This window comes from Candidatus Methanoliparum sp. LAM-1 (assembly GCF_020885915.1).
Lineage (GTDB): Archaea > Halobacteriota > Methanoliparia > Methanoliparales > Methanoliparaceae > Methanoliparum > Methanoliparum thermophilum.
Map to the genome: position 1 here is coordinate 605,460 of NZ_AP025251.1, position 21,640 is coordinate 627,099.

Consider the following 21,640-nt stretch of genomic DNA (forward strand, 5'->3'; position numbering starts at 1 on the left):
ATGACTAAATTAGATAATGCAGGAAATTTTTTGATAGATTTTTCAAAACACCTTGATGGTCTTATACCCGCAATAGTTCAGGATGCTGATACAAAAGAAGTCTTGATGATGGCATATATGAATGAAGAAGCACTTAGAAATACAATAACGACAAAAAAAGCTTATTATTGGAGCAGAAGCAGAAATAAATTATGGCTTAAAGGCGAAGAGAGCGGGAATTTCCAAACGGTTATAGATATAAGGATTGATTGCGATGAAGATACCATTCTGTTGATTGTAAAGCAAAAAGGCTGTGCATGTCATATGGGATATAAATCTTGTTTTTTTAGAGATATAAATGGAAAGATTGTAGAAGAACGACTCTCCGATCCAGATACTATCTATCATAAGAAATCTCAAAAATGATTGATAAAAACAGATTGAGAAGATTACTGGACGATCTTAAATCTATATCCGATAAAGATATAGAAGAGATAATTTTTGAGGCAGGAAAGATACTTGAGAAAGAAAACCTTGTTTGTATAGATAGAGAAAAAGCAATATTTGTTGGAGATACCCATGGAGATCTCGATGCGACTCAAAAGGTCTTATCAAGATATCTTAATCGGGATAATATAGTCGTATTCTTGGGAGATTACGTAGATAGAGGCAAAAATTCTTTGGAGAACATAAACTACTTATTGATAGCAAAAATTCTCTATCCCAAAAATCTAATACTTTTACAAGGCAACCATGAGGCAATAAAAATTTTGAGATTTTATCCTGCCGATTTCTGGGACTCTTTATCCAATAAATTTTATAATTTATATTCCGATCTTTTGGCAAGACTACCTTTGGTTTTAACCACTAATAATGGTATCATCGCTCTTCATGGAGCACTACCAAATGTCTCAAATTTACAGGAGATAAACATGATCGAACGAGGAGATGAGCTGTGGAAACAGATCACTTGGGGCGATTTTTACGAAATGGACGGAGAATTCTTAGGTAATGATTCTATAACCGGAAGACCAATGTTTGGTAGGGACTATTTTAATAGAGTAATGCATTCATTAAATATGAATATTCTAATCCGCTCACATCAACCGAGTGCAGATACCAGGATGTTCAATAATCGATGTATCACTATCTTTACATCAGACGCATACTCTCCTGAAAGAAGGATACTAATCTCTGACGCGGATGATATCTCTATCGTCTATATATAACGTATATAAAAAGTGGTCTATGGAAGATATCTCTTTTTTAGAAGTATATATCCGTGCTCTTTGGCAGCTTCATCGAAGCCTAGATGATGAAACGCCCTTAAAGATGCTATGTTTCTTTCATCAATCTAGGCAAAGAGTTCTTTAAACAGCAACAATCCGAAACCATAATTGCAGATCTCTCTAAGCACCTCTTCGCCATATCCTCTTCCTCTATACTCCTTATCACCTATCAAAATAGATATCTCCCCTGTACCATCTTTTGCATTATATATCGAGCAAAATCCAATAGGTTTATCATCGAGAAGAGCAACAAAATCGTAAGAATCCTTGTTGATCCTCTCTTTCAGATATTCGTAAGTATAAACATCCACGGGGTCTTCCATGTATTTTGTATCTTCTCTATCGTTAAACCATTTTAGAAGGAGAGGTATATCCTGTTCATCTATCGATCTTAACCTTAGCATCGTCTCGCCCTTTCTAATGCAAAACCAAGAAGTGTTTTAACAAACTCTTTAAAGCTTATATCTGCAGCTCTAAGAGCTCTTGAGAAACCAGAATCCTTTGGATTTATGCATGGGTTTGGATTGACATCTATCACAAATATCTTATTGTCTCTTACCCTGAAATCTATCCTTCCATAGTCTCTTATTCCTATTGATCTATATACAGAAAGAGCTAATATCTCAATATCTTCTTTTAACTTCTTTTCAATGTTTGCAGGACACAATGGCTTGGTTTTTTCGTAATAATCGCTCTCAATGGACCATTTTGCATCGTAAGGTAAAATTTTCGGAAAGCTTTCGGAAATGTCAAATGATATCTCCGACAAAGATATAACTCTCGCTTTTTCTCCATCACCCATTATAGAGGCGCTTATCTCCCTCTCGTTTATATACTCCTCACAGATTGCCGGCTCGTTAAAATCGTTAAGTATCTTTTTTACCTCACGGGCAAGATCATTGGGATTGAAAACGACGGAATCACCCGATATTCCCAGGCTTCCATGCTCTCTCACCGGCTTGACGATAACTGAAAATTCGATATCCAGACAATGATTATATTTGGTAAAGACCTTGAACGCAGGAACGCTTATGCCTCTATCCTTCAAGAATCTTTTTACTGTATCCTTCTTATTACATAGTCTTAAAACCTGTGAATCGCTCCCAGTGTATGAAACCCTTATCTTATCCGCTATAATCGGCTCCGCCTTTGAATCTCTACCTATCTCTTCAGCCAGGTTAAAACCACATCAAATTTTTCCAGCATATCGAATATATCCCATCCGGCTTTAATCGGAAAAACGTCATGATCAGGCTCAAGAGATTCTTTTATAGCAACTACACTATCCATCACTTCATTTTCACATCTGACAAACGGATTAGCTTCCTCCACCAAATTGTATAGAACCGCGATCTTCAAACTCTCACCTTTATCTTGTATCTCTCTATTGCTAAGAAGAGTATCCGCCCTATGATATCCCTGTATTCCATGCCGGCTACATAACATGCTCTAGGAAACCTTGAGTTCTCTTTCGGATCTGGAGCCAGCCCGAGTAATGGATTTACATCAAGAACGTTAGGAGATCCGTTATCATCAAGCCTTATATCGATACGGCAGAGGCCTTTACAGCAATCTTTTTTTATCTTTTTTTCGAGATTTTCATCTTTTTGAAAAAGCTCCTTAAGAATGACCGGGTCATCGTTTAACCCCCTCAAAAGAACGCTCTGGCTACCAAGAGGTATGCCTGCATCTGCAAATAGAGCCAAAGCTCTGGAGCATTCTTCATCTATCTCTCTTGGATGCTCGAAGTGTATATTTATGTATAGAGGATGGTATTTTTTAAGCATATCTACTAGTTTTGGTGTTATTCTTGATGGCAGGGTAACAGGTATCCTTGTGCCTATCCTTATTATCTCCACATGCTCTATGCTCCTTACAGCTCCAAGTATCTCATCCAGATCCCTGTTGCTTCGCATAAAAGGATCACCACCTGAAATAAGAACATCCCTGACCTCTTTGTGCTCTTTTATATAATCTACTGCTCTCATTATATCTTTCATCGGTATCTCGTCGATCCGTCCTACTTTTCTTTTTCTCGTGCAGAACCTGCAGTACATACCGCACTTCGAGCTTACTAGAAACAGCACCCGATCGGGATAACGATGGACCAGGTATGGAACCTTTGTGTCCCTTTCTTACATCAATGGATCCGTGATATTACCATCTTTAAGTTCTTCTATGAAGGGGATACATTGCTTCCAAATAGGGTCGTTCTTCTCTTTAACAAGGCTTAAAAAATGTTTTGTTGTCCGTATTGGGTAGACATCTCCAACTTTTTTAATATCTATTGTATCAGCGTTCATCGATGTTAAAAACTCATCTAAAAATCCGCTTTTGGGAGGCGGACGCTCATCAGACGAGTCCAAGTCATCTTCATCATGCATAGAAAAGCTCATTTTATCTATGGTGGTATCATATTTCTTGTTTATAAATTTTTCTTTAGCATATATCTTTATGCAATGTATCATAAGATATAGATAATGTATCTACTACAATAACCATATTTAGAAGATATATAAAAAAAGATGAAAATGGGGCTTAATTTTAAAAGGATAGATCGATATTCTTAAATTGTAATTATAAATATTATTTATTAACAAATTAAAAATAAAGTAAAAAACTATTCTAGATAATTATTTTTACAAAAACCAATAGATTTTGTTTTTTAGTAAGATTTATGTATAGTTACTAAACAGTTTTTATTATTCATACCTAAAGTGTTTATGGTGATCGAATTATGGAAACATTATATAAATATGACCGATCTATAGATGAGTTGTTAAATTCAGATAAATTAAAATATTGTTATGGATGTGGGATATGTACCAGCGGTTGTCCGATTACTGAGATGACAGATGGGATATATAAGCCAAGAAACGTCCTTTTAAAGATATTATTGGATCTTGAAGAGTTAATTAAAGATAAGGATATATGGTTATGTGCAAGTTGTTATAAATGTTATAGATTGTGCCCTCAAGGTATAAAGATCCCAGAAATATTGATCAAACTTAGAGATTTAGCTTTTGAAATGGGATATACAGATGGATTCGTAGAGGCTTTGGATATAATTAAAAGAGATATCCCTTTACCTGCAGTCTCTCTTTTTATATGTTTTGATCCTTTATCTGGAAAGACCGATCGGACGAAAATTTTAAAGATATTTGAAGAATTCATAAAAGATTACAAGAAAGGTTTAGACCTCGTCAATAAGGAATCTATAATCAAGGATAAGAAGATAGCAATAGTGGGATCTGGCCCAGCTGGTTTAACAGCAGCAAAATACCTGATAAAAAAAGGATACCCTGTAACGATTTTCGAGGCTATGAACGAGGCGGGAGGAATGCTGAGATGGTGTATCCCTTTCTTCCGTCTACCAAAAGATATAGTGGATATAGAGATAGAGTACATAAAAAGATTGGGTGTAGTGATAAAGACAGGATCTCCAGTTACTAATTTAGATGATCTAAAGAAGGAATATGATGCGATATTTGTAGGATCTGGTGCAGGTTCGCCGATGTTTATGAACATACCGGGAGAAAATCTCAATGGTATCTATTCAGCGAACGAATTTTTAACTCGAATAAATCTGATGAAGGCTTACAAGTTTCCGGAATACGATACTCCTATCAAAGTAGGTAAAGTAACTGCCGTGATAGGAGGAGGAAACGTTGCTATGGATGCATCAAGATGCGCGCTTAGAGCAGGTGCTGAGAGATCGATGATAATCTATAGAAGAACCGAAGAAGAGATGCCTGCCCGAAAAGAGGAGGTAGAACATGCGAAAGAGGAGGGGGTAGAGTTCCATATTCTTACCAATCCTGTTAGATATATAGGTGACGAGAAAGGCAACGTAAAACAGATTGAATGCATCAAGATGGAGTTAGGAGAACCAGACGAGAGCGGAAGAAGAAGACCTGTCCCTATAAAAGGGTCAGAATTCTTGATGGATGTGGATACGGTAGTTGTTGCCATTGGATCGACACCGGACGTATCTTTTCTGCCAGAAGATATAATCAAGAAGGGTATAGTGAACGCTAACCCGCTTACCACAGAGACTAAAATTCCTGGAATATTTGCTGGAGGAGATGCAATATTTGGTCCTGCAACAGCAACAGAAGCAATACTTACAGGGAAAAGAGCGGCTATTTCGATGGATAAATATTTAAAAGAAGAGGATTAATAAAGATAAATAGGAGTTTTATATGTCTGAGAGTTCTATAAATCATGAAAAAGATACCTCAAAATCGTTTAATGAGGATGTAAGAATAGGCGTTTTTGTATGTCATTGTGGATTAAATATAGCAGGTTCTGTAGACGTTAAAGATGTTGCCAATTATGCTTCAACACTTCCTAACGTAGTTTATGCGGTAGATAATAGGTATACCTGTTCTGATCCTGGACAAGCCGAGATAAAAAAAGCAATAAAAGAGTATAATCTAAATAGGGTAGTTGTAGCATCTTGTTCTCCTAGAATGCACGAGCCTACTTTCAGAGCCGCTTGTGAAGAGGCGGGATTAAACAAGTATCTCTTCGAGATGGCGAACATAAGGGATCAATGCAGCTGGGTGCATCTATACGATAAAGAGGGGGCAACAGAGAAAGCAAAAGACCTTGTTAAGATGGCTGTTGCTAAAGCAGCGTTGCTTTCTCCTGCTAAGGAGCTTGAAGTACCTATAATACAAAAAGCGCTCGTTATAGGAGGAGGGGTTGCAGGGATTCAGGCTGCCCAAGATATGGCCGATGCGGGTTTTAAAGTTTATCTGGTCGAAAAAGATCCGAGTATAGGCGGAAGGATGGCACAGCTCGATAAAAACTTTCCTACTGTAGATTGTTCGATCTGTATCTTAGGACCTAAGATGACCGATGCAGGAAAACATCCCAATATAGAGATTCTATCGTATAGCGAGGTAGTAGATGTTCAAGGATATATAGGGAATTTCCATATAAGGGTTAAAAAGAAACCGAGATATGTATTGACGGATCTCTGTAACGGTTGTGGAGAATGCCAGACTGTGTGTCCTGTAGAGGTCCCAAACGAGTTTGACGATAATATAGCTCCAAGACATGCCATTTACATCCCTTTTCCACAAGCGGTCCCTTCTTTTGCTACTATTGATATTGATCATTGCATAAAATGCTACAGATGCATCGATATATGTGATCGTGGAGCTATAGACTTTACTCAAAAGGAAGAAGAGATAGAGCTAGATGTTGGTACGATCATTATAGCGACCGGTGTGGACGTATACGATCCGACACCCCTTAAACGGTATGGATACTCTAATTATAAGAATATAATAACCTCTTTAGAATTTGAGCGGATGATCAACGCAGGAGGTCCATCTAAAGGACATCTACTCAGACCGAGCGATAAAAAGATACCAAAATCGGTGGCTTTTATACAGTGTGTCGGATCGCGGTCCGAAGTGACCGGTCATCTCTACTGTAGTAATATCTGTTGTATGAACACGTTAAAAGATTCGCTTCTTATAAAAGAACATTGGCCTGATACGAAGATTAATGTCTTTTATATAGACATAAGGGCACACGGTAAGGGTTACGAAGACTTATATAAGAACGTGATAGGACGTGGGGTACGCTTTATAAGAGGGTTACCATCAGAGATCATCGAGGACGAAAAGACGAATAATCTGTATTTGGTCGGAGAGAATACTTTGTTGAACGAGACATATCAAATGGAGGTAGAATTGGTGATACTATCCGTAGGGATAATACCAAGAAGAGATAGCGATAATGTTAAGAGATTGTTTAATCTATCTAAAACCGCAGATGGATTTTTTATGGAGTCAAATCCGATATTAAAGCCTGTAGACGCTCCTACGGGAGGTATATTTTTTGCTGGGTGTGCCGAGGGTCCAAAAGATATCAAAACAAGCGTTATGGAAGCAGGAGCTGCTGCGTCTCATGCAGTGATTCTCATGTCGAAAGGAAAAGTCACCGTCGAGGCGATTACTCCTAGAATAATAGAGGATAGGTGTATCGGTTGTGGGTTATGCGTTAAAGTCTGTCCATACAATGCATTATATGTCAATACCGAGACAAAAAAAGCGGAGGTTATAGAGGCGGCATGTTCAGGTTGTGGTACATGTGGTGCAGAATGTCCACAAAATGCAATAATATCGAGGCATTTTACAGATGAACAGATATATGCACAGATAGATGCTGCTACGGAAGAAAATGCCGATAAAAAGATAATCGCTTTCTGTTGTAATTGGTGTTCTTATGCTGGAGCGGACAATGCCGGTGTAAGCAGGATACAGTATCCAACGAATGTACGTATAATAAGAACGATGTGTTCTGGAAGGGTTAGACCCGATTTTGTAGAATATGCATTCAAGAGAGGAGCTGGAGCGGTTATCGTTGCAGGCTGCCATCTGGGTGATTGTCATTATATAAATGCCAATTACCAGACAAAAAAGAGGATTGAGCGGCTTTGGAACAGGATGGAAAAAGCAGGACTTGATGCTAAAAGATTGCAGTTGGTGTGGATTAGTGCCTCAGAAGGAGAGATATTCGCACAGAAGATTAGAGAGGTGAAAGAGAAAATTATAGATCAGTTAGACAAAGAGGAGATAGAAAAAGCTAAAGAGTTTTTTGTCTCTAAAGAGAAGAAGAAAAGGAGGAAAAAAGAGAAGATTAGTGCCTGATAAAAGCACTACTAAAAAGATAAATGGAAAAAATAATCTTTATAGGGATCTGTGGGGCGAGTGGGGTAATCTATGGTATAAAACTCCTAAAATACCTGAGATCTTTAAATATCAAGACTGTGTTATCTTTGTCAAATAATGCAAAGAGCATTATAGAGATAGAGACACCATTCTCTGTGGAAGAGTTGAAGAATACTGCATCGCTTTATTATGAAAACGATGATTTTTTTTCCCCTTTTGCTTCCGGATCCGTTATCTTTGATTCAGCAGTAATCGTTCCTTGTTCTATGAAGACTATAGGGAGTATAGCAAGCGGGATTTATTCTAATCTGATAACAAGAGTGGCACACATATCGCTTAAAGAGGGGCGAAAACTTATTTTGGTTCCAAGAGAGACGCCTTATTCTCTCATCGATCTAAAAAATCTTGTCATCTTGAAAGAGAGTGGCGCTTGTATCCTACCTGCATCACCAGGATTTTACGGACAACCTAAAACGATCGATGATATCGTAAATTTCATCGTGGGAAAGATTTTGGATCAACTAGGAATAGAGAACGATCTTATTAAGAGATGGTACGAATCGAAGATTCGTAACTCACAAATCAAAGATTTGTGATGCAGGAACCTTGGTTCTGCATTTCACATTTGCATGCCTCTTTTTTGCTATCCTCGTTTATTCGCAAATTTATATAAACTAGTAACAATAACTCTCAAAATTGATGAAGAGTGTAGAATTATATAAAATCGCAAAAGATCTATTGCCTGCAGGAGTTAGTAGCCCAGTAAGGGCAATTGAGCCTTATCCTATCTATATGAAGGATTCAGATGGTTCTAAATTGATAGATGTAGAGGGTAATGAGTATATAGATTATTGCCTCGGTTTTGGTCCCCTAATTTTGGGGCATAAAAACCCCAAGATAATGAATGCTGTCATTGAGAGACTAAAACAAGGTTGGCTTTATGGAACTCCAATCGAGGAAGAGATAATCCTTGCAAAATTGATAATTAAGCATATCAAAAGTATAGAGATGCTGAGATATGTAAATACAGGTACAGAAGCCACAATGTCTGCTATTAGAGTTGCAAGAGGTTTTACTTCAAAAGATAAAATTGTAAAGATAGAGGGAAGTTTTCATGGAGCACATGATATAGTTCTTGTAAAAACAGGTAGTGGTGGAGCGACTTTTGGCATTCCTAACAGTTCTGGTATTCCCAAAGATTCTGTTAAAAATACGATTCAGGTTCCTTTTAACGACCTGGATAGCCTATCTTATCTACTTGATAAAAATAAAGATGAGATTGCTGCTGTCATTTTAGAACCTGTTTTGGGAAATATAGGGGTTATATTACCTGAAAAAGATTATTTGAAAGAGGTTAGAAGATTAACGTTAGAAAACGATGTTTTATTAATATTTGATGAGATAATTACAGGATTCAGATTATCTTTGGGTGGTGCACAAGGTTATTTTGGCATAAAGCCTGATTTAACTACTCTTGGTAAAATAGTAGGCGGTGGTTTTCCGATAGGTGTTTTTGGTGGAAGAAGAGAGATTATGGAGAATATATCACCATTGGGGCCTGTTTATCAAGCAGGAACGTTCAGTGGAAATCCAATATCGCTTACGGCAGGTATCGAGACGATAAAAATATTAGAAGATGTATTGGATGAAATAAATAAAAAAGGCGATTTTATGAGGAGAGCGTTGTGTGAGATAGTAGAGGATAAAAATTATTTTTTTTCAGGAATCGCTTCTATGTTCCAGGTCTTTTTGATAGAAAAAAGGATAAAAAATTACACCGATGCGATGCAATGTGATAAAAACAAATATATGAAATTTTTTAGACGAATGTTGGATGAAGGTATTTATCTTTCTCCTTCCCAGTTCGAAACTAATTTTATCTCTGCTGCTCATTCAAAAGATGATTTAGAAAAAACGTTGGAGGCTTATAAAAAGTGTCTTTAGTTATCGGATCAAGAAGAAGCAAGTTAGCAATGATCCAAGCAGAAATGGTTAAGACGCTATTAGCACGAAAAGGATACGAGACAACCATAAAAAAGATAGTAACAGAAGGTGATGTCAACAAAGATATCCATTCTTTGATATTCCAAGGACAGGTAGGTACATTCGTGAATGAGATCAATAAAGAGTTGATAAATGGTGAGATAGATATAGCAGTCCATAGCCTTAAAGATGTTCCTACATACTTACCGGATAGCATATCGTTCTCTGCTTTTCTGCCGAGAGATTCGCCTTTAGATGTTCTAATCTCTAAAGATAATTTATCATTCGAAGATTTACCGGCAGGTTCTGTTATTGGAACTTCTAGTATCAGACGAAGGGCACAAGTCCTTGCAAAAAGGGATGATTTAATCGTAAAGCCGCTTAGAGGAAATATCGATACGCGATTAAAGAAACTTAATAAGGGAGAATACGATGCTATAATAATAGCAGAGGCCGGATTGAATAGGTTTAAGGTTATAAAAAAGTATCAACGATTGAAAGATGATATATTTCTTCCTCCAGCCAACCAAGGAACTATCGTGGCAATTACTCGCAAAAATTCTGCTGAGGGAAGAATTCTAAGATTGATAAACGATGAGAAGACTGAAAAAGAGTCTGAGATAGAGAGAATTGTGATGAAGGTATTGGGTGTGGGATGTTCTGTTCCTATCGGCATTTTATCTTGCTTAAACGATGATGTTGCAAAGATAGAGGTAAATTTTATACCGGAGAATCATTCTAATCCCCTATATCAGAGTATCGATTTAAATATCAATAAAAATGATTTTTTTGATAAGATAAAAGAATTTTCCATTGATTTTAAAGAAAGAATAAAGATGAAGAATGTTTTATGAATAAAAAAGTATATATAGTAGGAGCAGGACCAGGGGATCCAGATTTTCTTACTATTCGTGCATTAAACCTTATAAAAAGTGCGGATGTAGTATTGGCTGATGATTTGATCGGAGATAAGATCAAAGCGCTCATTCCAAAAGAGAAGTTTGTAAATGTCGGCAAAAAAAGCAGTAATTTATCTCAAGAAGAAATAAACAGGTTAATCGTGAAGATGGCACGTGATGGAAGAGTAGTAGTAAGACTTAAAGGAGGGGATCCTTTTATTTTTGGGAGAGGTAGCGAAGAGGCATTATATTTAAAAAAATCTGGCATAGATTTCGAAGTAATTCCAGGCATAACATCTGCTATTGCAGTTCCTGAATCTGTTGGTATTCCTATCACGGATAGAAGGATAACTTCTACTTTTACCATTATAACAGGACACGAAAAGACAGAAGATAGCAGAATAAACTGGAAAGCATTAGTTGAGCTTGGTGGTACTATCGTCATCTTGATGGGTGTAGAGCGTCTGGAACGTAATATGAACAAACTTTTAGAACATGGGTTAGATCCAACGACGCCGGTATCTATAATAGAAAAAGGATTAACCGATGATGAACGAGTTGTATTCGGAAATGTGGCAAATATCTCCAAGATTGCAAAAGATGAGAATATAACCGCTCCTGCTGTGATAGTTGTAGGCAGAGTAGTGAATCTGTTAAGATGATGCGTGGTCTAAAGGAAGAACAAAAAAGGGCAGATCAAAAATCCTCAACAAACCCTATAAATTTTGTAATCTCATCCAAAGGAACACGTTCTGATTTAAACTTGTTAATAGGGTTTTCCGTATCAGCGTATCCTATAGCAACGATGTTGGATAACCTTAACCTCTTTGGTATCTTTAAATGATTTTTTATCAAATCTTCGAAGATTAAAGGCAATCCTAACGGGCAGGTGCTCAATCCTTTATTATGCGCACTTAAAAGAATATTTTGCAATGCTAATCCCATATTTATCTCGTTAGAGTTAGATTCCTCATCAAAAAGGAGTAGTATTATGACAGGGGCACCATAAAAAGATAAACTCCCATGAATTATCCAGTTTGGATCATCTATTCCTGCCTTTTTGATATAAGGCAGAATCTTCATGACAAAACTATTTGATCGTTCTGTATATCTTTCGTTGAGAGTTCTTCCTTTTCCAGGTGAATAAGTTATACCTGTTTTTTCTTGCTCTTTTAACAATTTTTCCACGATATCATCTTTCTCTTTTCCAGTTACTACCCAAAACTCCCATGGTTGAAGATTCGATCCAGATGGTGCCGATCGGGCAGCATTTAATACTTCTATTATATCTTTTTTAGATACAGGCTTATTTAAAAAAGCTCGTGTTGTCTTTCTATTTTTAATTGCATCCATTACATCCATTTTATTCCACCCCTTTATCTTATCTTACTATTATATTTACACTTTTTGTTCTTACATTCTAAAGATTTATAATCGTGTTCGTATTCTCACCTTTTTTATTTTTAGAAAATATCAAAATTTAAATATTAGAAGTCTTGTTATATTATCATTTAAAAGAAAGGAGTGATGAAAATGGTTGAATATAAGAAAGCATTGAAGGCGTTACCAAAGTGGTTGGCGTATGCGGTTCTACCGTGCATCATCGGGACACTCGTTTCAGTTGGAGGTCTCATGATATTCATGAAAGGAATGATGGCAGGGATTGCCGGGCCGATCGCCGGCATTATAGTAGTGATCATCGGAGTACTCATCATAATGCTGGGTATGGTGGCGGCTATCTTTAAGGTTTTGCCCGAGGAGGTTATGGCCGAATAGATAAAAGGTGAATAAATCAAAAATTAAATAAAATAAGTGGAGTAAAAGATATGAAGAGATCGAAGAATAAGTTGGTTGGTCTGCTCTTTGTGGCAACTCTATTATTTATGCTATTCTCCCCATCTATTTTGGCATCAGAGCAAGAAGAAAAAGTTGGCGTGTTACTGATAGGTTTTGGTGAGCCAGAAAGATACGATGCCGATGCGTATGTTGGATGGAAAAATTTTATTCATAACTACATGGAAGCGGGAATGAAGATGATGGAGATGCCTTATATGGCAACAACCGCTGAAAAATTATTGGATATGATGGATTCCGGCACGTTGCTTGTGGATAGAGATGATCCATTTGCTTCCAAGCCAAAAGATGATCCGAACCTGATTGATGCCTGGGGAAACTCTTACGAAGGTGAAGATTATAAATGGGTATCCAGGTCGTTCGTATCGATCTTCGGCTCGATACCTATGATAGGGGAGATGATGCCTCAACATCCTTACTATTTAGCACCAGACGGACCAGGAAAGGGAGAATCAGACTTTTGGGAGTATATGGGCTTGGACATGTATGGTTTATATCAAAAAATGGATAACTATAATCCTGGTGGGGGGCGAGAGCAGAGAATAATGGATGAGGTAGAATCGATGTTGAAAGAGAGATACGGTGATAAGATCATCATCGGGAGAGGATTTGGTGCAGCTCGTCCGGGTTTTCCAGATTTCAGGGTCGCGGCAGAGAAATTGGTGAAAGAGGAGGGAGTTAAGGATCTCGTATTGGCGGAAGCCTACGTATGCTTCTCGGAGTTCGAGCATCCAGCAGGAGAGATACCTGAATATCTAAAGGAGAAGGGATTAGATGTTAATATTATTACAACGAGGCAGATAGGTGGAACGGATGCGTATAATAAAGGTGTTGCAAATAAGGTAGAAGAAGAGTTGAAAAAAATACAGAATGATAAAGACGTTGTTGTTATCCTAAATCATCATGGAATGCCTTGTTCAGGTATTTGGGGAGATGAGCCATATCACGAATATGCAAAAGAGGCATTCGATGGAGCTAAAAACGAGATATACAACTTGGATATCGTTAAAAACTGGAGAGGAAAGATAGTTGTTTGGCAGGTATACGCAGAAATGGCAGATGGGATGATGGATCCAGATAACGAGATTCTCTCTATAAAAGAGGCGGCAGATAAAGCGGTAAAAGAAGGATACGAGTATTGCATAGACGTTCCATACGAAGTCGGAAACTCTGGATACGAGACGTTGATCGGACTTAGAGAGGCCTGGGGATTGGAGCCTCCTGCATGGGAAGAATACTACGAAGATGGCCTCATAAAGTACAGAACAGAGTTTGAATACGACGGGATGGACGTAGTAATCACGGACGGATGGATCGACGGATACGCCGAAGGATATTATAAACAGATCTCAATGGCGATAGATAAAATTTATGCTGGATCAAACCTTTGATAGATAAATCTATCACTCTTTTTTTTATTTTTCATATAAATTTATCTTTATCTATAATTAACTTTAATCTTAGGTTAGCCAAAAACTTTAAATATTTTTATTTGGGAACCCTAAATAGTGGACAAAATATTATCAAGAAGGAGCGAAGACTATCTCGAAGCGATCTTCAATATACAAAAGGAGAAAAAATATGCAAGGGTAAAAGACATATCTTCGTATTTAAATGTGAGACCATCTAGCGTTGTAGAGATGTTAAAGAGATTAAACGATAATAGGCTTGTAACATATAGAAGACATGAGTATGTGGTGCTTACACCTGCTGGAGAAAAGATAGGAAGAATCATAAATGATAGACACATCACGATAAGGGAATTTTTAGAGATGATAAACGTGCCAAGACGGATAGCTGATTTGGATGCATGTATCATCGAGCATGAATTACATTTGGAGACGATAGAACAGATAAAAAACCTGGTAAAATTTGTAAAATCTGCTCCAAATCATCCAAACTGGCTAAAACACTTTGAAAGATTTTGTGAAAACGGAAAGCACGAGTGCAAAGAGAATAAAAAGGATAAAACATATTTATTAAGTATAGATAGAGAGATCGGGATAAAAAATAGAAGTTTTTAAACTTATGCACCCATCTTACTCTTTATTATCATAGGAGGCCATTCTTATTAAGAATGGATAGACAAATTCGCTACTTTTGACACACCAAATATGCCTTCATAGCCAGTGTATTTGCCTTTGCAGAGTCCATACAATTCTACATATCCCTATCTATACTCAATAGAGATTAGGTTTTTTCCTAAAATATCAACCTAATTTAGGTTTTTTATCTAAAATCGAGCTTTTTTAGGCTATATTTTTTTTAGGCTATATTACTTGTATATCTAATAGTATGACAGATATTAGGATCACCTAAAAATAAGGTATGATATAAGATGGAGAGAAAGATTTGGGATTTTGAAGGTTTTACAATCTGCAGAATATTGGGACTTACGTTTGACCGTATCGAGATGAATACTATCTTCAAAGAGTTGAAGGTCGACGGTTATCAATTTTTAACCGAATCTGATATGCATAGTGCGTTGGTTCGAGCGTGTGCAGAACGCAATTTTGTCTCGGAATACATAGATAAGAGATTGAGAGGGAGGTTTGAACGATATAAAAAGAGGTTGGAGGGGCTTGATCAGGAAGATATCTGTCTTCTCATTGAAGGGGGAGATAAATTCAAAGATGTTCCCCTCGCTGCTCTCATTTGGTTTGCTGCACGAAGTCAGAAGGAAGAGTATTCAATGCTGTTCATCAAAAAGAACATCGAGCTTTAAGGTTTTATGACGATCTTTGTAGAGAATTACCACTCGGCGGGACGGATATGGAGGTGATATCCGAGCTTAGGTCGAGATTGGCATCAAATGGTAAATTAAAGAGAAATTTTGAACGATTAAAAAAGAGGATAGACCAATTTAAGTCCGAGATGGAGGAGATTAAGTCGGATAAATCGAGACTTTTAATCGAGTTGGAGGAGGAAAGGCGGTTGAATATGGAATTAAAGAAAAAATGGGATGATTTTGGCGAAGAAAGAGCATTAAAAAATGTAAAAGAGTTAAAAAGAGAAGTTAAGCTTTTAACAGATGAGATAGATGTATTAAACGAAGAATTGATCGAAAAAACTGCTAATAAACCTATTTTTTGTTATAAGGAATGTATTGAAGATGTAGACGACAATCTGTCCCTCGAAGGTAAAAATATTGCCCTTATTGGCGGCGTAGAATCACTTATACCATTCTATAGAGAGACCGTTAAATCTTTTTATGGCGTTTTTTATCATCATTTTGGGAGGTGTTCGGTATATAAGAAAGAGATAGAAGAGCTTGTAGGAAAGGCAGATGTGCTATTTTGTTCTGTAGATATGAACAGCCATAATGCATGTCGTTATGCTAAGAAGGTGTGTAAATCCAAGAATAAGCCCTATTGTTTCTTTAAAAGCTCTGGTTTGACAACTTTTAGAAAAAAATTGATCGATTTCGCAATATATCAAGACTCAAGATCGAAAGAGCGTTATGAGGATAGAATATGTGGGATAGCTGACCTCTAATTCTTATACAGGCTTATTTAGTTGTCTTTCTATTTTCAATTGCATCCCTAAAGATTTATAATAGAATAAAAGAAATATTTATTTTGTGTAGTATATGAAGGTAATAAGATATAAAAATCGATGATCTATATGGCTGAAAAAAAATTTTTAATTGTAGATAGTGAGGATATAAAAAAAGGATTGGCAACAGACATCTATTTTTTAAGAACGGAAGATATTTTAAACACCAAAAAGATAAATCCAACTGTTGTAGCAGAGGTTACCGTAAGTTCTATAAAGGATTGGGCTGTTTTGGCTGGATTAGAAGACGTTGTCAACCTTTTAGAAGGATTACCTGTTGATGTATATGCAATGGACGAAGGATCTATCTTTTATTCTAGAGAACCGGTATTACGTATAGAAGGTAAATACTTAGATTTTGCAAGGTATGAGACATCTCTGCTCGGCTTTCTCTGCCACGAAAGCGGGATTGCTACTAAAGCAGCAAGAATAAAGTATACCGCCGGTGATAGAAAAGTGATATCTTTTGGAACAAGAAGACAACATCCTGCACTTGCCACGGTAGTAGAAAGATCTGCAATAATAGGGGGAACGGACGGAATAAGCAACGTAATAGCCAGTAAAAGTATAGGAAAAGAGGCAGCCGGTACTATTCCCCATTCTTTGATTATAATAATGGGTGACCAGATAGAAGCATGGAAAGCTTTTGATGAGGTTATATCTCAAGAAGTGCCGAGAATCTGTCTTATTGATACTTATTACGATGAGAAAACCGAGGCTATAATGGCTGCTGAAACATTAAAAGACAGATTAAAATTGGTCAGATTGGATACTCCTGCATCGAGAAGAGGTAATTTTAAAGAGATAATAAAAGAAGTTAGGTGGGAGCTGGATATTCGTGGATTCAAAAACGTAGGAATATTTGTAACTGGTGGAATAGACGAGGATGATATATTAGAATTGAAAGATATTGTAGAAGTATTCGGTGTTGGGACTGCCATTGCGGGTGCAAAACCTATTGATTTTGCTTTGGATATCGTAGAGGTAGAAGGAAAGCCTGTAGCCAAGAGAGGCAAGTATGGTGGTAAAAAACAAGTATATAGAGACTGGAATACTTTAGAAGATAAGGTTTTACCCGATAAAGAGAAAACAGATGGTGATCCTTTGTTAAAACCAATTATCAAAGATGGTAAGATATTAAGAGAGTATTCTATAAACGATGCGAGAGAACTATTATTGAAAGAATTGAAGATTATACGTAAATTAAAGAAGGTTTCTGATAAATTGAGCTAATTTCTTGCTTTTCTCATCGTTTTCTATCAAAATATCGGTAGCATATAGATCGATATCCTTTATTTTTTTCTTATCTATCATATTATCTCTATAATCTACCACAAAAACGTCTAAAATATCCTTATAAAATTCAGCCACCCCGTTTGATGATACCTCTAACCCTTTTACTTGCATAAAAGATGCTGCCGGGCCACTTATTGGTTTTTCTCCAATGATCGGGGATATCGATATGACATACTTATCTTTAAGCCTCTCTCTAAAATTTTCTACCGAAAGGATCGGTAATATACTCGAGATAGGGTTGCTTGGCCCTATCAATACCGTATCTTCCTCTTTTAAAAGACGATCTATCTCTTTCGTTATCTTTGCCTTTTCTATATTACGGAAGTATACATCTTCTACTAAGGGTTCTCCTCTTCTATAAACCCAGAACTCCTGAAAATGCATCTCTCCCTCTCCAGTCTTTATGATTGTATTGATATCCTCGTTGCACATCGGCAATACTTTTTGTTTGATTCCGAAATATTTTGCTAATATTAACGTTGCTTCTGTCTTATTTTTATTCTCTCTTATTAAATCTGACCTAAAAATATGTGTTGCTCTATCCAGATCACCTATCTGCATCCATTCGCCTTTAACTTTTGCGTTATATGCCATTCTGCTGATCTCTTCATGCGTAACAAACGTATCGTCTTTTATCCCCCACCATCTTTCTTTATCGATTATTCCTGCCAGAGTGTAGATTACCGAGTCTATATCGGGTGATATTAAATTCCCTGATATCCAGTAGTCTTCTCCTGTATTCACAATTATATTAAAATCTTCATCGATCTGTTTTAGCCCAGAAATAAGTTTCGGTGTTCCTGTCCCACCAGATAATACGATCATCTTCATCACGTTTTATTTAATAAAAACATTAAACATTAATTAAAAGCTTTTATTTAAACTATTGTAGATATATAGTTTTTGTCAAGAATAACTTAAGGTGGAAAAAATAATCATGAAGATAATCAGAGATCCTATACATAAAAATATCCATGTATCCGATACATGTATCCGATTTATAGATACACCTGAGATACAGCGACTTAGAAGGATTAAACAGTTAGGATTGACTTATTTAGTATACCCCGGAGCGACGCATACTAGATTTGAACACTCGTTAGGAGTGATGTATCTTGCGGATATATTCTCAAAAGATTTAGACGAATATGATCAGAAATTATTAAAAATTTCAGCACTTCTACACGATGTTGGGCATAGTCCATACTCTCATGATTCAGAAGAGGTTATAAAGAAATATACAAAAGAGACACACGAAGATGTTGGAAGGATTTTAGAAAAAGAGACGATCTCGTCAGTTTTAGATGATACTGATCTTAAAAAAAGCGATATTTTAGATATTATTAACAGGAAAAAACCTTTGGGTAAAATACTAAACGGGCCTATAGATATAGACAAGATGGATTATCTTGCAAGAGATTCTTATTATACCGGCGTCACGTACGGATTCATCGATCTTAATAGGCTGGTTCAGGAGATAACTTTCGTTGATAATATGCTTGTTATCGAGAATAAAGGGCTTCAAGCGGTTGAATCTTTATGTGTCTCTCGATTTTTGATGTCCCGTGCAGTCTATTATCATCATGTATCAAGAATAGCAGAATCTATGCTAAAAAAGGCGCTGATTGATCTTTTAGATAGTGAAAAAGCCGACCCTTTTGTTTTAAGAGATATGGACGATTATGAGATTCATATGTTGTTAAAAAATTCCAGCGGTTATCCCAAAAGGATAATAGATAGAATAGAGACGAGAAATTTATTTAAACGAGCGATATATCAAGATATATCGATATTTGACGAGAAGACGATATATGAATATAAAACAAATCGAGAAAAATACGAGATGGAGATTGCCCAGAGTGCCGGGATAGACGAGAGATATGTGATATTAGATATACCCGAATACCATAAAGATAGTTTTGATATTCCGTTCAGGATAGATGATGAGATAAAATCGTTAAAAGACGTCTCATCCTTAATCCGCGTTCTAGATAAAGCAGAAGCTGATGATTGGAAATTTGGTATTTATACATTAAAGGAGTATAAAGATAAAGTTAAAAAGGCTGCATATGATATATTAAACATTCATGATTAAAGATAATTAACAATTTTAAGAATCAAATAAGCCTCGGAGGGGATTTGAACCCCTGACTTCGTCCTTACCAAGGACGCGCTCTGCCAGCTGAGCCACCGAGGCGTATCTTGTTATCGCTTTAAGACTATTGTTAAGATATCTCCGGCATCCAATACATGTGATAGTCCTACCTTCTGGTTATCATATTTAACAGAACTTCCTACCACTCTTGCATATTTAAATCTTTTAACAAAATCTTTATGTATCCTCTCACATACATCTTCTACCGTCGATCCTCTCTTGATAATAATTGGCTCGTCATAATCTACTTTTGATCTTTTTTTCATGTAAACTGGTATCAGATCGAGTTTGTTCAATATCGTCTCTTTAAGGAGGTTTAAATTAATATCTTTCTCGGCAGAGATCTCTAATATATTATTATTTTTTCTTTTGTTCTCTTCATTGATTAAGTCTATCTTATTAATAACTTTTATGCATTTTATATACGTTCTGTTACTATGCAACGCATCTATAAAGCTATTTATATCTATATTCTCCCGTATAATTATCTCTGCATTATGTATCTTGTATTCTTTAAGTATCTCTTTAAATACATCATCACTTATCTCCTGTTCTACTGTGGAATTTATCTTTATACCACCGGTTAATTTTTTTTTGATGGATATATCGGTTCTCTTCCGATTTAATCGTATCCCAATATTATAAAGCTCTTCTTCTATCTCATCAAAGGCATTTAGATTGTATGGATCTGTCATAATTACTATTAAATCCGACGCTCTTATGTAAGATGCTACCATTCTTCCCATTCCTCTTAAATCTTTTATAAGACCGGGAACATCTAATATCTGGATTTTTGCACCTTTGTATCTTAATACACCCGAAATTACATCGACCGTAGTAAAATCGTATGTGCCTACTTCCGAATTTGAATATGTTAGTTTATTAAAAAGAGTAGATTTTCCAACGGATGGAGGCCCAATTAATATTACGGTTGCATCTCCAACTCTGCGGATAGTCTCTTTTTTAGGCCCTCTTGAGGATGATCTTTTTTCAGATTCTTCTCTTAATCTGGCTAATTTTGCTTTTAATCTTCCAATATGATGTTCTGTAGCTTTATTATAAGGAGTATTTTTTAACTCTTTAATTATCTCCTCTATTTGATCATCTACTTTCATCTGTATTCCTCACAAGTTTTTGTTCTTATTTCAAACAACAAAAGCTTAATATATTATTAATATCAACAATCATAAAATATTAAAATAGTAGCAAGACTGTTATATAAATAGATGTAGCTCAAATCAAGGGCCCGTAGCTTAGCGGTTAGAGCGCTCGGCTCATAACCGAGCGGCCGCCGGTTCAAATCCGGCCGGGCCCATACGCTTTTTTGTTTAATATTACCCCAAAGATCGACCCTACAATCAATCCAATCAGGTGTGCAAAGTACGCCACATCTGTGTCTAAAGGCAGCATTATCAGATTGATAAGAATAAAGAATAATAGAGCGTATATCATCTTTATAGGAAAGAAATAGATATATATTGTCATACGAGGAGCAATGATTGCAAGGCACGCCAATACACCAAATATTGCGCCGCTCGCACCTATTACAGGGATCATAGGATTTGAGATAAACAAGATATGTCCTACCCCCGAAAGGATGCCTGACACGAAATAAACGATTAAGAATAACTTTCTTCCTATTCTTCTCTCCAATTCTGGACCTAAAAAGAATAGTGCTATCATATTAAAGAAAAGATGACCGAAATTCCCATGAAGAAACATATAAGTAACGATAGTCCAGATGTTGTGTTGAACGAAGAGGACGTATCTGCTCAATCCAAAGAGATTAATAAACTCTATATTTATGTCTGTAAATAACGGGATTAAAACCTGAAACAATGCAACAAGTATACATAAAAAGACGATGATCAATGAATAAGGTAGGTTTGTTAGATTAATACCAATTTTATGTTCTAATTTCATGATACCGATACTTTTTAT

Annotated in this window: 24 protein-coding genes and 2 tRNA genes; 16 read left to right on the forward strand and 10 right to left on the reverse strand. The window is 36.4% G+C overall.

Annotation, left to right across the window (positions count from 1 at the left end; all coding sequences use genetic code 11):
* Together hisI and LPC15_RS03340 are read left to right on the forward strand one after the other, a co-directional pair.
* Positions 1-405, forward strand: a complete 405-nt coding sequence (hisI, locus tag LPC15_RS03335) for a phosphoribosyl-AMP cyclohydrolase (RefSeq protein WP_229235301.1) — start codon at positions 1-3, stop codon at positions 403-405.
* Positions 402-1,208 (forward strand): metallophosphoesterase family protein, encoded by an 807-nt coding sequence (locus LPC15_RS03340; RefSeq protein ID WP_229235302.1) that lies wholly within the window; start codon positions 402-404, stop codon positions 1,206-1,208. The genes hisI and LPC15_RS03340 overlap by 4 nt, the downstream gene beginning before the upstream one ends.
* Before the next feature lie 125 nt (positions 1,209-1,333).
* On the opposite strand, the gene LPC15_RS03345 is transcribed toward LPC15_RS03340, so the two are convergent.
* From LPC15_RS03345 to LPC15_RS03365, 5 genes are read right to left on the reverse strand one after another with little or no spacing between them, the layout of a single operon-like run.
* Entirely contained in the window at positions 1,334-1,672 is a 339-nt protein-coding gene (locus LPC15_RS03345; protein ID WP_229235303.1) for a GNAT family N-acetyltransferase, read from the reverse strand.
* The gene (locus LPC15_RS03350) at positions 1,666-2,445 is read right to left on the reverse strand and encodes a D-alanine--D-alanine ligase family protein (protein ID WP_324255072.1); all 780 of its coding nucleotides are present in this window, start codon (positions 2,443-2,445) and stop codon (positions 1,666-1,668) included. Before LPC15_RS03350 ends, LPC15_RS03345 begins: the two co-directional genes overlap by 7 nt.
* Positions 2,430-2,627 carry a hypothetical protein gene (locus LPC15_RS03355; protein WP_229235305.1) on the reverse strand — a complete coding sequence of 66 codons (198 nt, stop codon included), beginning with the start codon at positions 2,625-2,627 and terminating at the stop codon, positions 2,430-2,432. The genes LPC15_RS03350 and LPC15_RS03355 overlap by 16 nt, the downstream gene beginning before the upstream one ends.
* On the reverse strand, positions 2,624-3,355 hold the full coding sequence (locus LPC15_RS03360) for a radical SAM protein (protein WP_229235306.1): 732 nt from the start codon (positions 3,353-3,355) through the stop codon (positions 2,624-2,626). The genes LPC15_RS03355 and LPC15_RS03360 overlap by 4 nt, the downstream gene beginning before the upstream one ends.
* A gap of 48 nt (positions 3,356-3,403) precedes the next feature.
* Positions 3,404-3,736, reverse strand: coding sequence for a hypothetical protein (locus LPC15_RS03365; RefSeq protein ID WP_229235307.1), 333 nt, complete (start codon positions 3,734-3,736; stop codon positions 3,404-3,406).
* Positions 3,737-4,005: 269 nt separating this feature from the next.
* On the opposite strand from LPC15_RS03365, the gene LPC15_RS03370 reads away from it, so the two are divergent.
* The 6 genes from LPC15_RS03370 (at position 4,006) to cobA (ending at position 11,501) form a co-directional block, all read left to right on the forward strand.
* Positions 4,006-5,448, forward strand: coding sequence for an FAD-dependent oxidoreductase (locus LPC15_RS03370; RefSeq protein WP_229235308.1), 1,443 nt, complete (start codon positions 4,006-4,008; stop codon positions 5,446-5,448).
* A gap of 22 nt (positions 5,449-5,470) precedes the next feature.
* Positions 5,471-7,936 carry a CoB-CoM heterodisulfide reductase HdrA2 gene (gene hdrA2 / locus LPC15_RS03375; RefSeq protein ID WP_229235309.1) on the forward strand — a complete coding sequence of 822 codons (2,466 nt, stop codon included), beginning with the start codon at positions 5,471-5,473 and terminating at the stop codon, positions 7,934-7,936.
* 23 nt (positions 7,937-7,959) lie between these two features.
* On the forward strand, positions 7,960-8,553 hold the full coding sequence (locus LPC15_RS03380) for a UbiX family flavin prenyltransferase (protein WP_229235310.1): 594 nt from the start codon (positions 7,960-7,962) through the stop codon (positions 8,551-8,553).
* Between the two features lie 103 nt (positions 8,554-8,656).
* Positions 8,657-9,901: a glutamate-1-semialdehyde 2,1-aminomutase gene (hemL, locus tag LPC15_RS03385; protein WP_229235311.1), complete on the forward strand. Its 1,245-nt coding sequence runs from the start codon at positions 8,657-8,659 to the stop codon at positions 9,899-9,901.
* On the forward strand, positions 9,892-10,794 hold the full coding sequence (hemC, locus tag LPC15_RS03390; protein ID WP_229235312.1) for a hydroxymethylbilane synthase: 903 nt from the start codon (positions 9,892-9,894) through the stop codon (positions 10,792-10,794). The genes hemL and hemC overlap by 10 nt, the downstream gene beginning before the upstream one ends.
* Complete coding sequence (cobA, locus tag LPC15_RS03395; RefSeq protein WP_229235313.1) at positions 10,791-11,501, forward strand: uroporphyrinogen-III C-methyltransferase; 711 nt, start codon at positions 10,791-10,793, stop codon at positions 11,499-11,501. The genes hemC and cobA overlap by 4 nt, the downstream gene beginning before the upstream one ends.
* A 34-nt stretch (positions 11,502-11,535) precedes the next feature.
* Here the strand turns inward: cobA and LPC15_RS03400 are convergent, their stop codons facing one another.
* Complete coding sequence (locus tag LPC15_RS03400; protein WP_229235314.1) at positions 11,536-12,201, reverse strand: nitroreductase; 666 nt, start codon at positions 12,199-12,201, stop codon at positions 11,536-11,538.
* 171 nt (positions 12,202-12,372) lie between these two features.
* On the opposite strand from LPC15_RS03400, the gene LPC15_RS03405 reads away from it, so the two are divergent.
* From LPC15_RS03405 to LPC15_RS03430, 6 genes are all read left to right on the forward strand, one after another.
* A complete protein-coding gene (locus LPC15_RS03405; protein ID WP_229234630.1) occupies positions 12,373-12,615 on the forward strand; it encodes a hypothetical protein in 243 nt (80 codons plus the stop codon).
* Between the two features lie 50 nt (positions 12,616-12,665).
* Positions 12,666-14,084 carry a hypothetical protein gene (locus LPC15_RS03410; protein ID WP_229235315.1) on the forward strand — a complete coding sequence of 473 codons (1,419 nt, stop codon included), beginning with the start codon at positions 12,666-12,668 and terminating at the stop codon, positions 14,082-14,084.
* Positions 14,085-14,201: 117 nt separating this feature from the next.
* Complete coding sequence (locus LPC15_RS03415) at positions 14,202-14,717, forward strand: metal-dependent transcriptional regulator (protein ID WP_229235316.1); 516 nt, start codon at positions 14,202-14,204, stop codon at positions 14,715-14,717.
* Between the two features lie 314 nt (positions 14,718-15,031).
* Positions 15,032-15,418, forward strand: a complete 387-nt coding sequence (locus LPC15_RS03420; protein WP_229235317.1) for an ERCC4 domain-containing protein — start codon at positions 15,032-15,034, stop codon at positions 15,416-15,418.
* A complete protein-coding gene (locus LPC15_RS03425) occupies positions 15,349-16,188 on the forward strand; it encodes a DUF2325 domain-containing protein (RefSeq protein WP_229235318.1) in 840 nt (279 codons plus the stop codon). Before LPC15_RS03420 ends, LPC15_RS03425 begins: the two co-directional genes overlap by 70 nt.
* A gap of 129 nt (positions 16,189-16,317) precedes the next feature.
* Positions 16,318-17,481, forward strand: a complete 1,164-nt coding sequence (locus LPC15_RS03430; RefSeq protein ID WP_229235319.1) for a nicotinate phosphoribosyltransferase — start codon at positions 16,318-16,320, stop codon at positions 17,479-17,481.
* Here the strand turns inward: LPC15_RS03430 and cofD are convergent.
* Positions 17,452-18,375: a 2-phospho-L-lactate transferase gene (gene cofD / locus LPC15_RS03435; RefSeq protein WP_229235320.1), complete on the reverse strand. Its 924-nt coding sequence runs from the start codon at positions 18,373-18,375 to the stop codon at positions 17,452-17,454. The two genes, LPC15_RS03430 and cofD, sit on opposite strands and share 30 nt — an antisense overlap.
* Positions 18,376-18,481: 106 nt before the next feature.
* Between cofD and LPC15_RS03440 the strand changes: the two genes are divergently transcribed.
* Positions 18,482-19,639: an HD domain-containing protein gene (locus LPC15_RS03440; protein ID WP_229235321.1), complete on the forward strand. Its 1,158-nt coding sequence runs from the start codon at positions 18,482-18,484 to the stop codon at positions 19,637-19,639.
* 29 nt (positions 19,640-19,668) lie between these two features.
* Here the strand turns inward: LPC15_RS03440 and LPC15_RS03445 are convergent.
* Positions 19,669-19,741 (reverse strand) — tRNA-Thr (locus LPC15_RS03445).
* An 8-nt stretch (positions 19,742-19,749) separates the two neighbouring features.
* Complete coding sequence (locus tag LPC15_RS03450) at positions 19,750-20,814, reverse strand: OBG GTPase family GTP-binding protein (protein WP_229235322.1); 1,065 nt, start codon at positions 20,812-20,814, stop codon at positions 19,750-19,752.
* 127 nt (positions 20,815-20,941) lie between these two features.
* On the opposite strand from LPC15_RS03450, the gene LPC15_RS03455 reads away from it, so the two are divergent.
* Positions 20,942-21,014 (forward strand) — tRNA-Ile (locus LPC15_RS03455).
* Here LPC15_RS03455 and LPC15_RS03460 read toward each other — a convergent pair.
* Complete coding sequence (locus tag LPC15_RS03460; RefSeq protein ID WP_229235323.1) at positions 20,996-21,622, reverse strand: rhomboid family intramembrane serine protease; 627 nt, start codon at positions 21,620-21,622, stop codon at positions 20,996-20,998. The two genes, LPC15_RS03455 and LPC15_RS03460, sit on opposite strands and share 19 nt — an antisense overlap.
* Between the last annotated feature and the right edge of the window lie 18 nt (positions 21,623-21,640).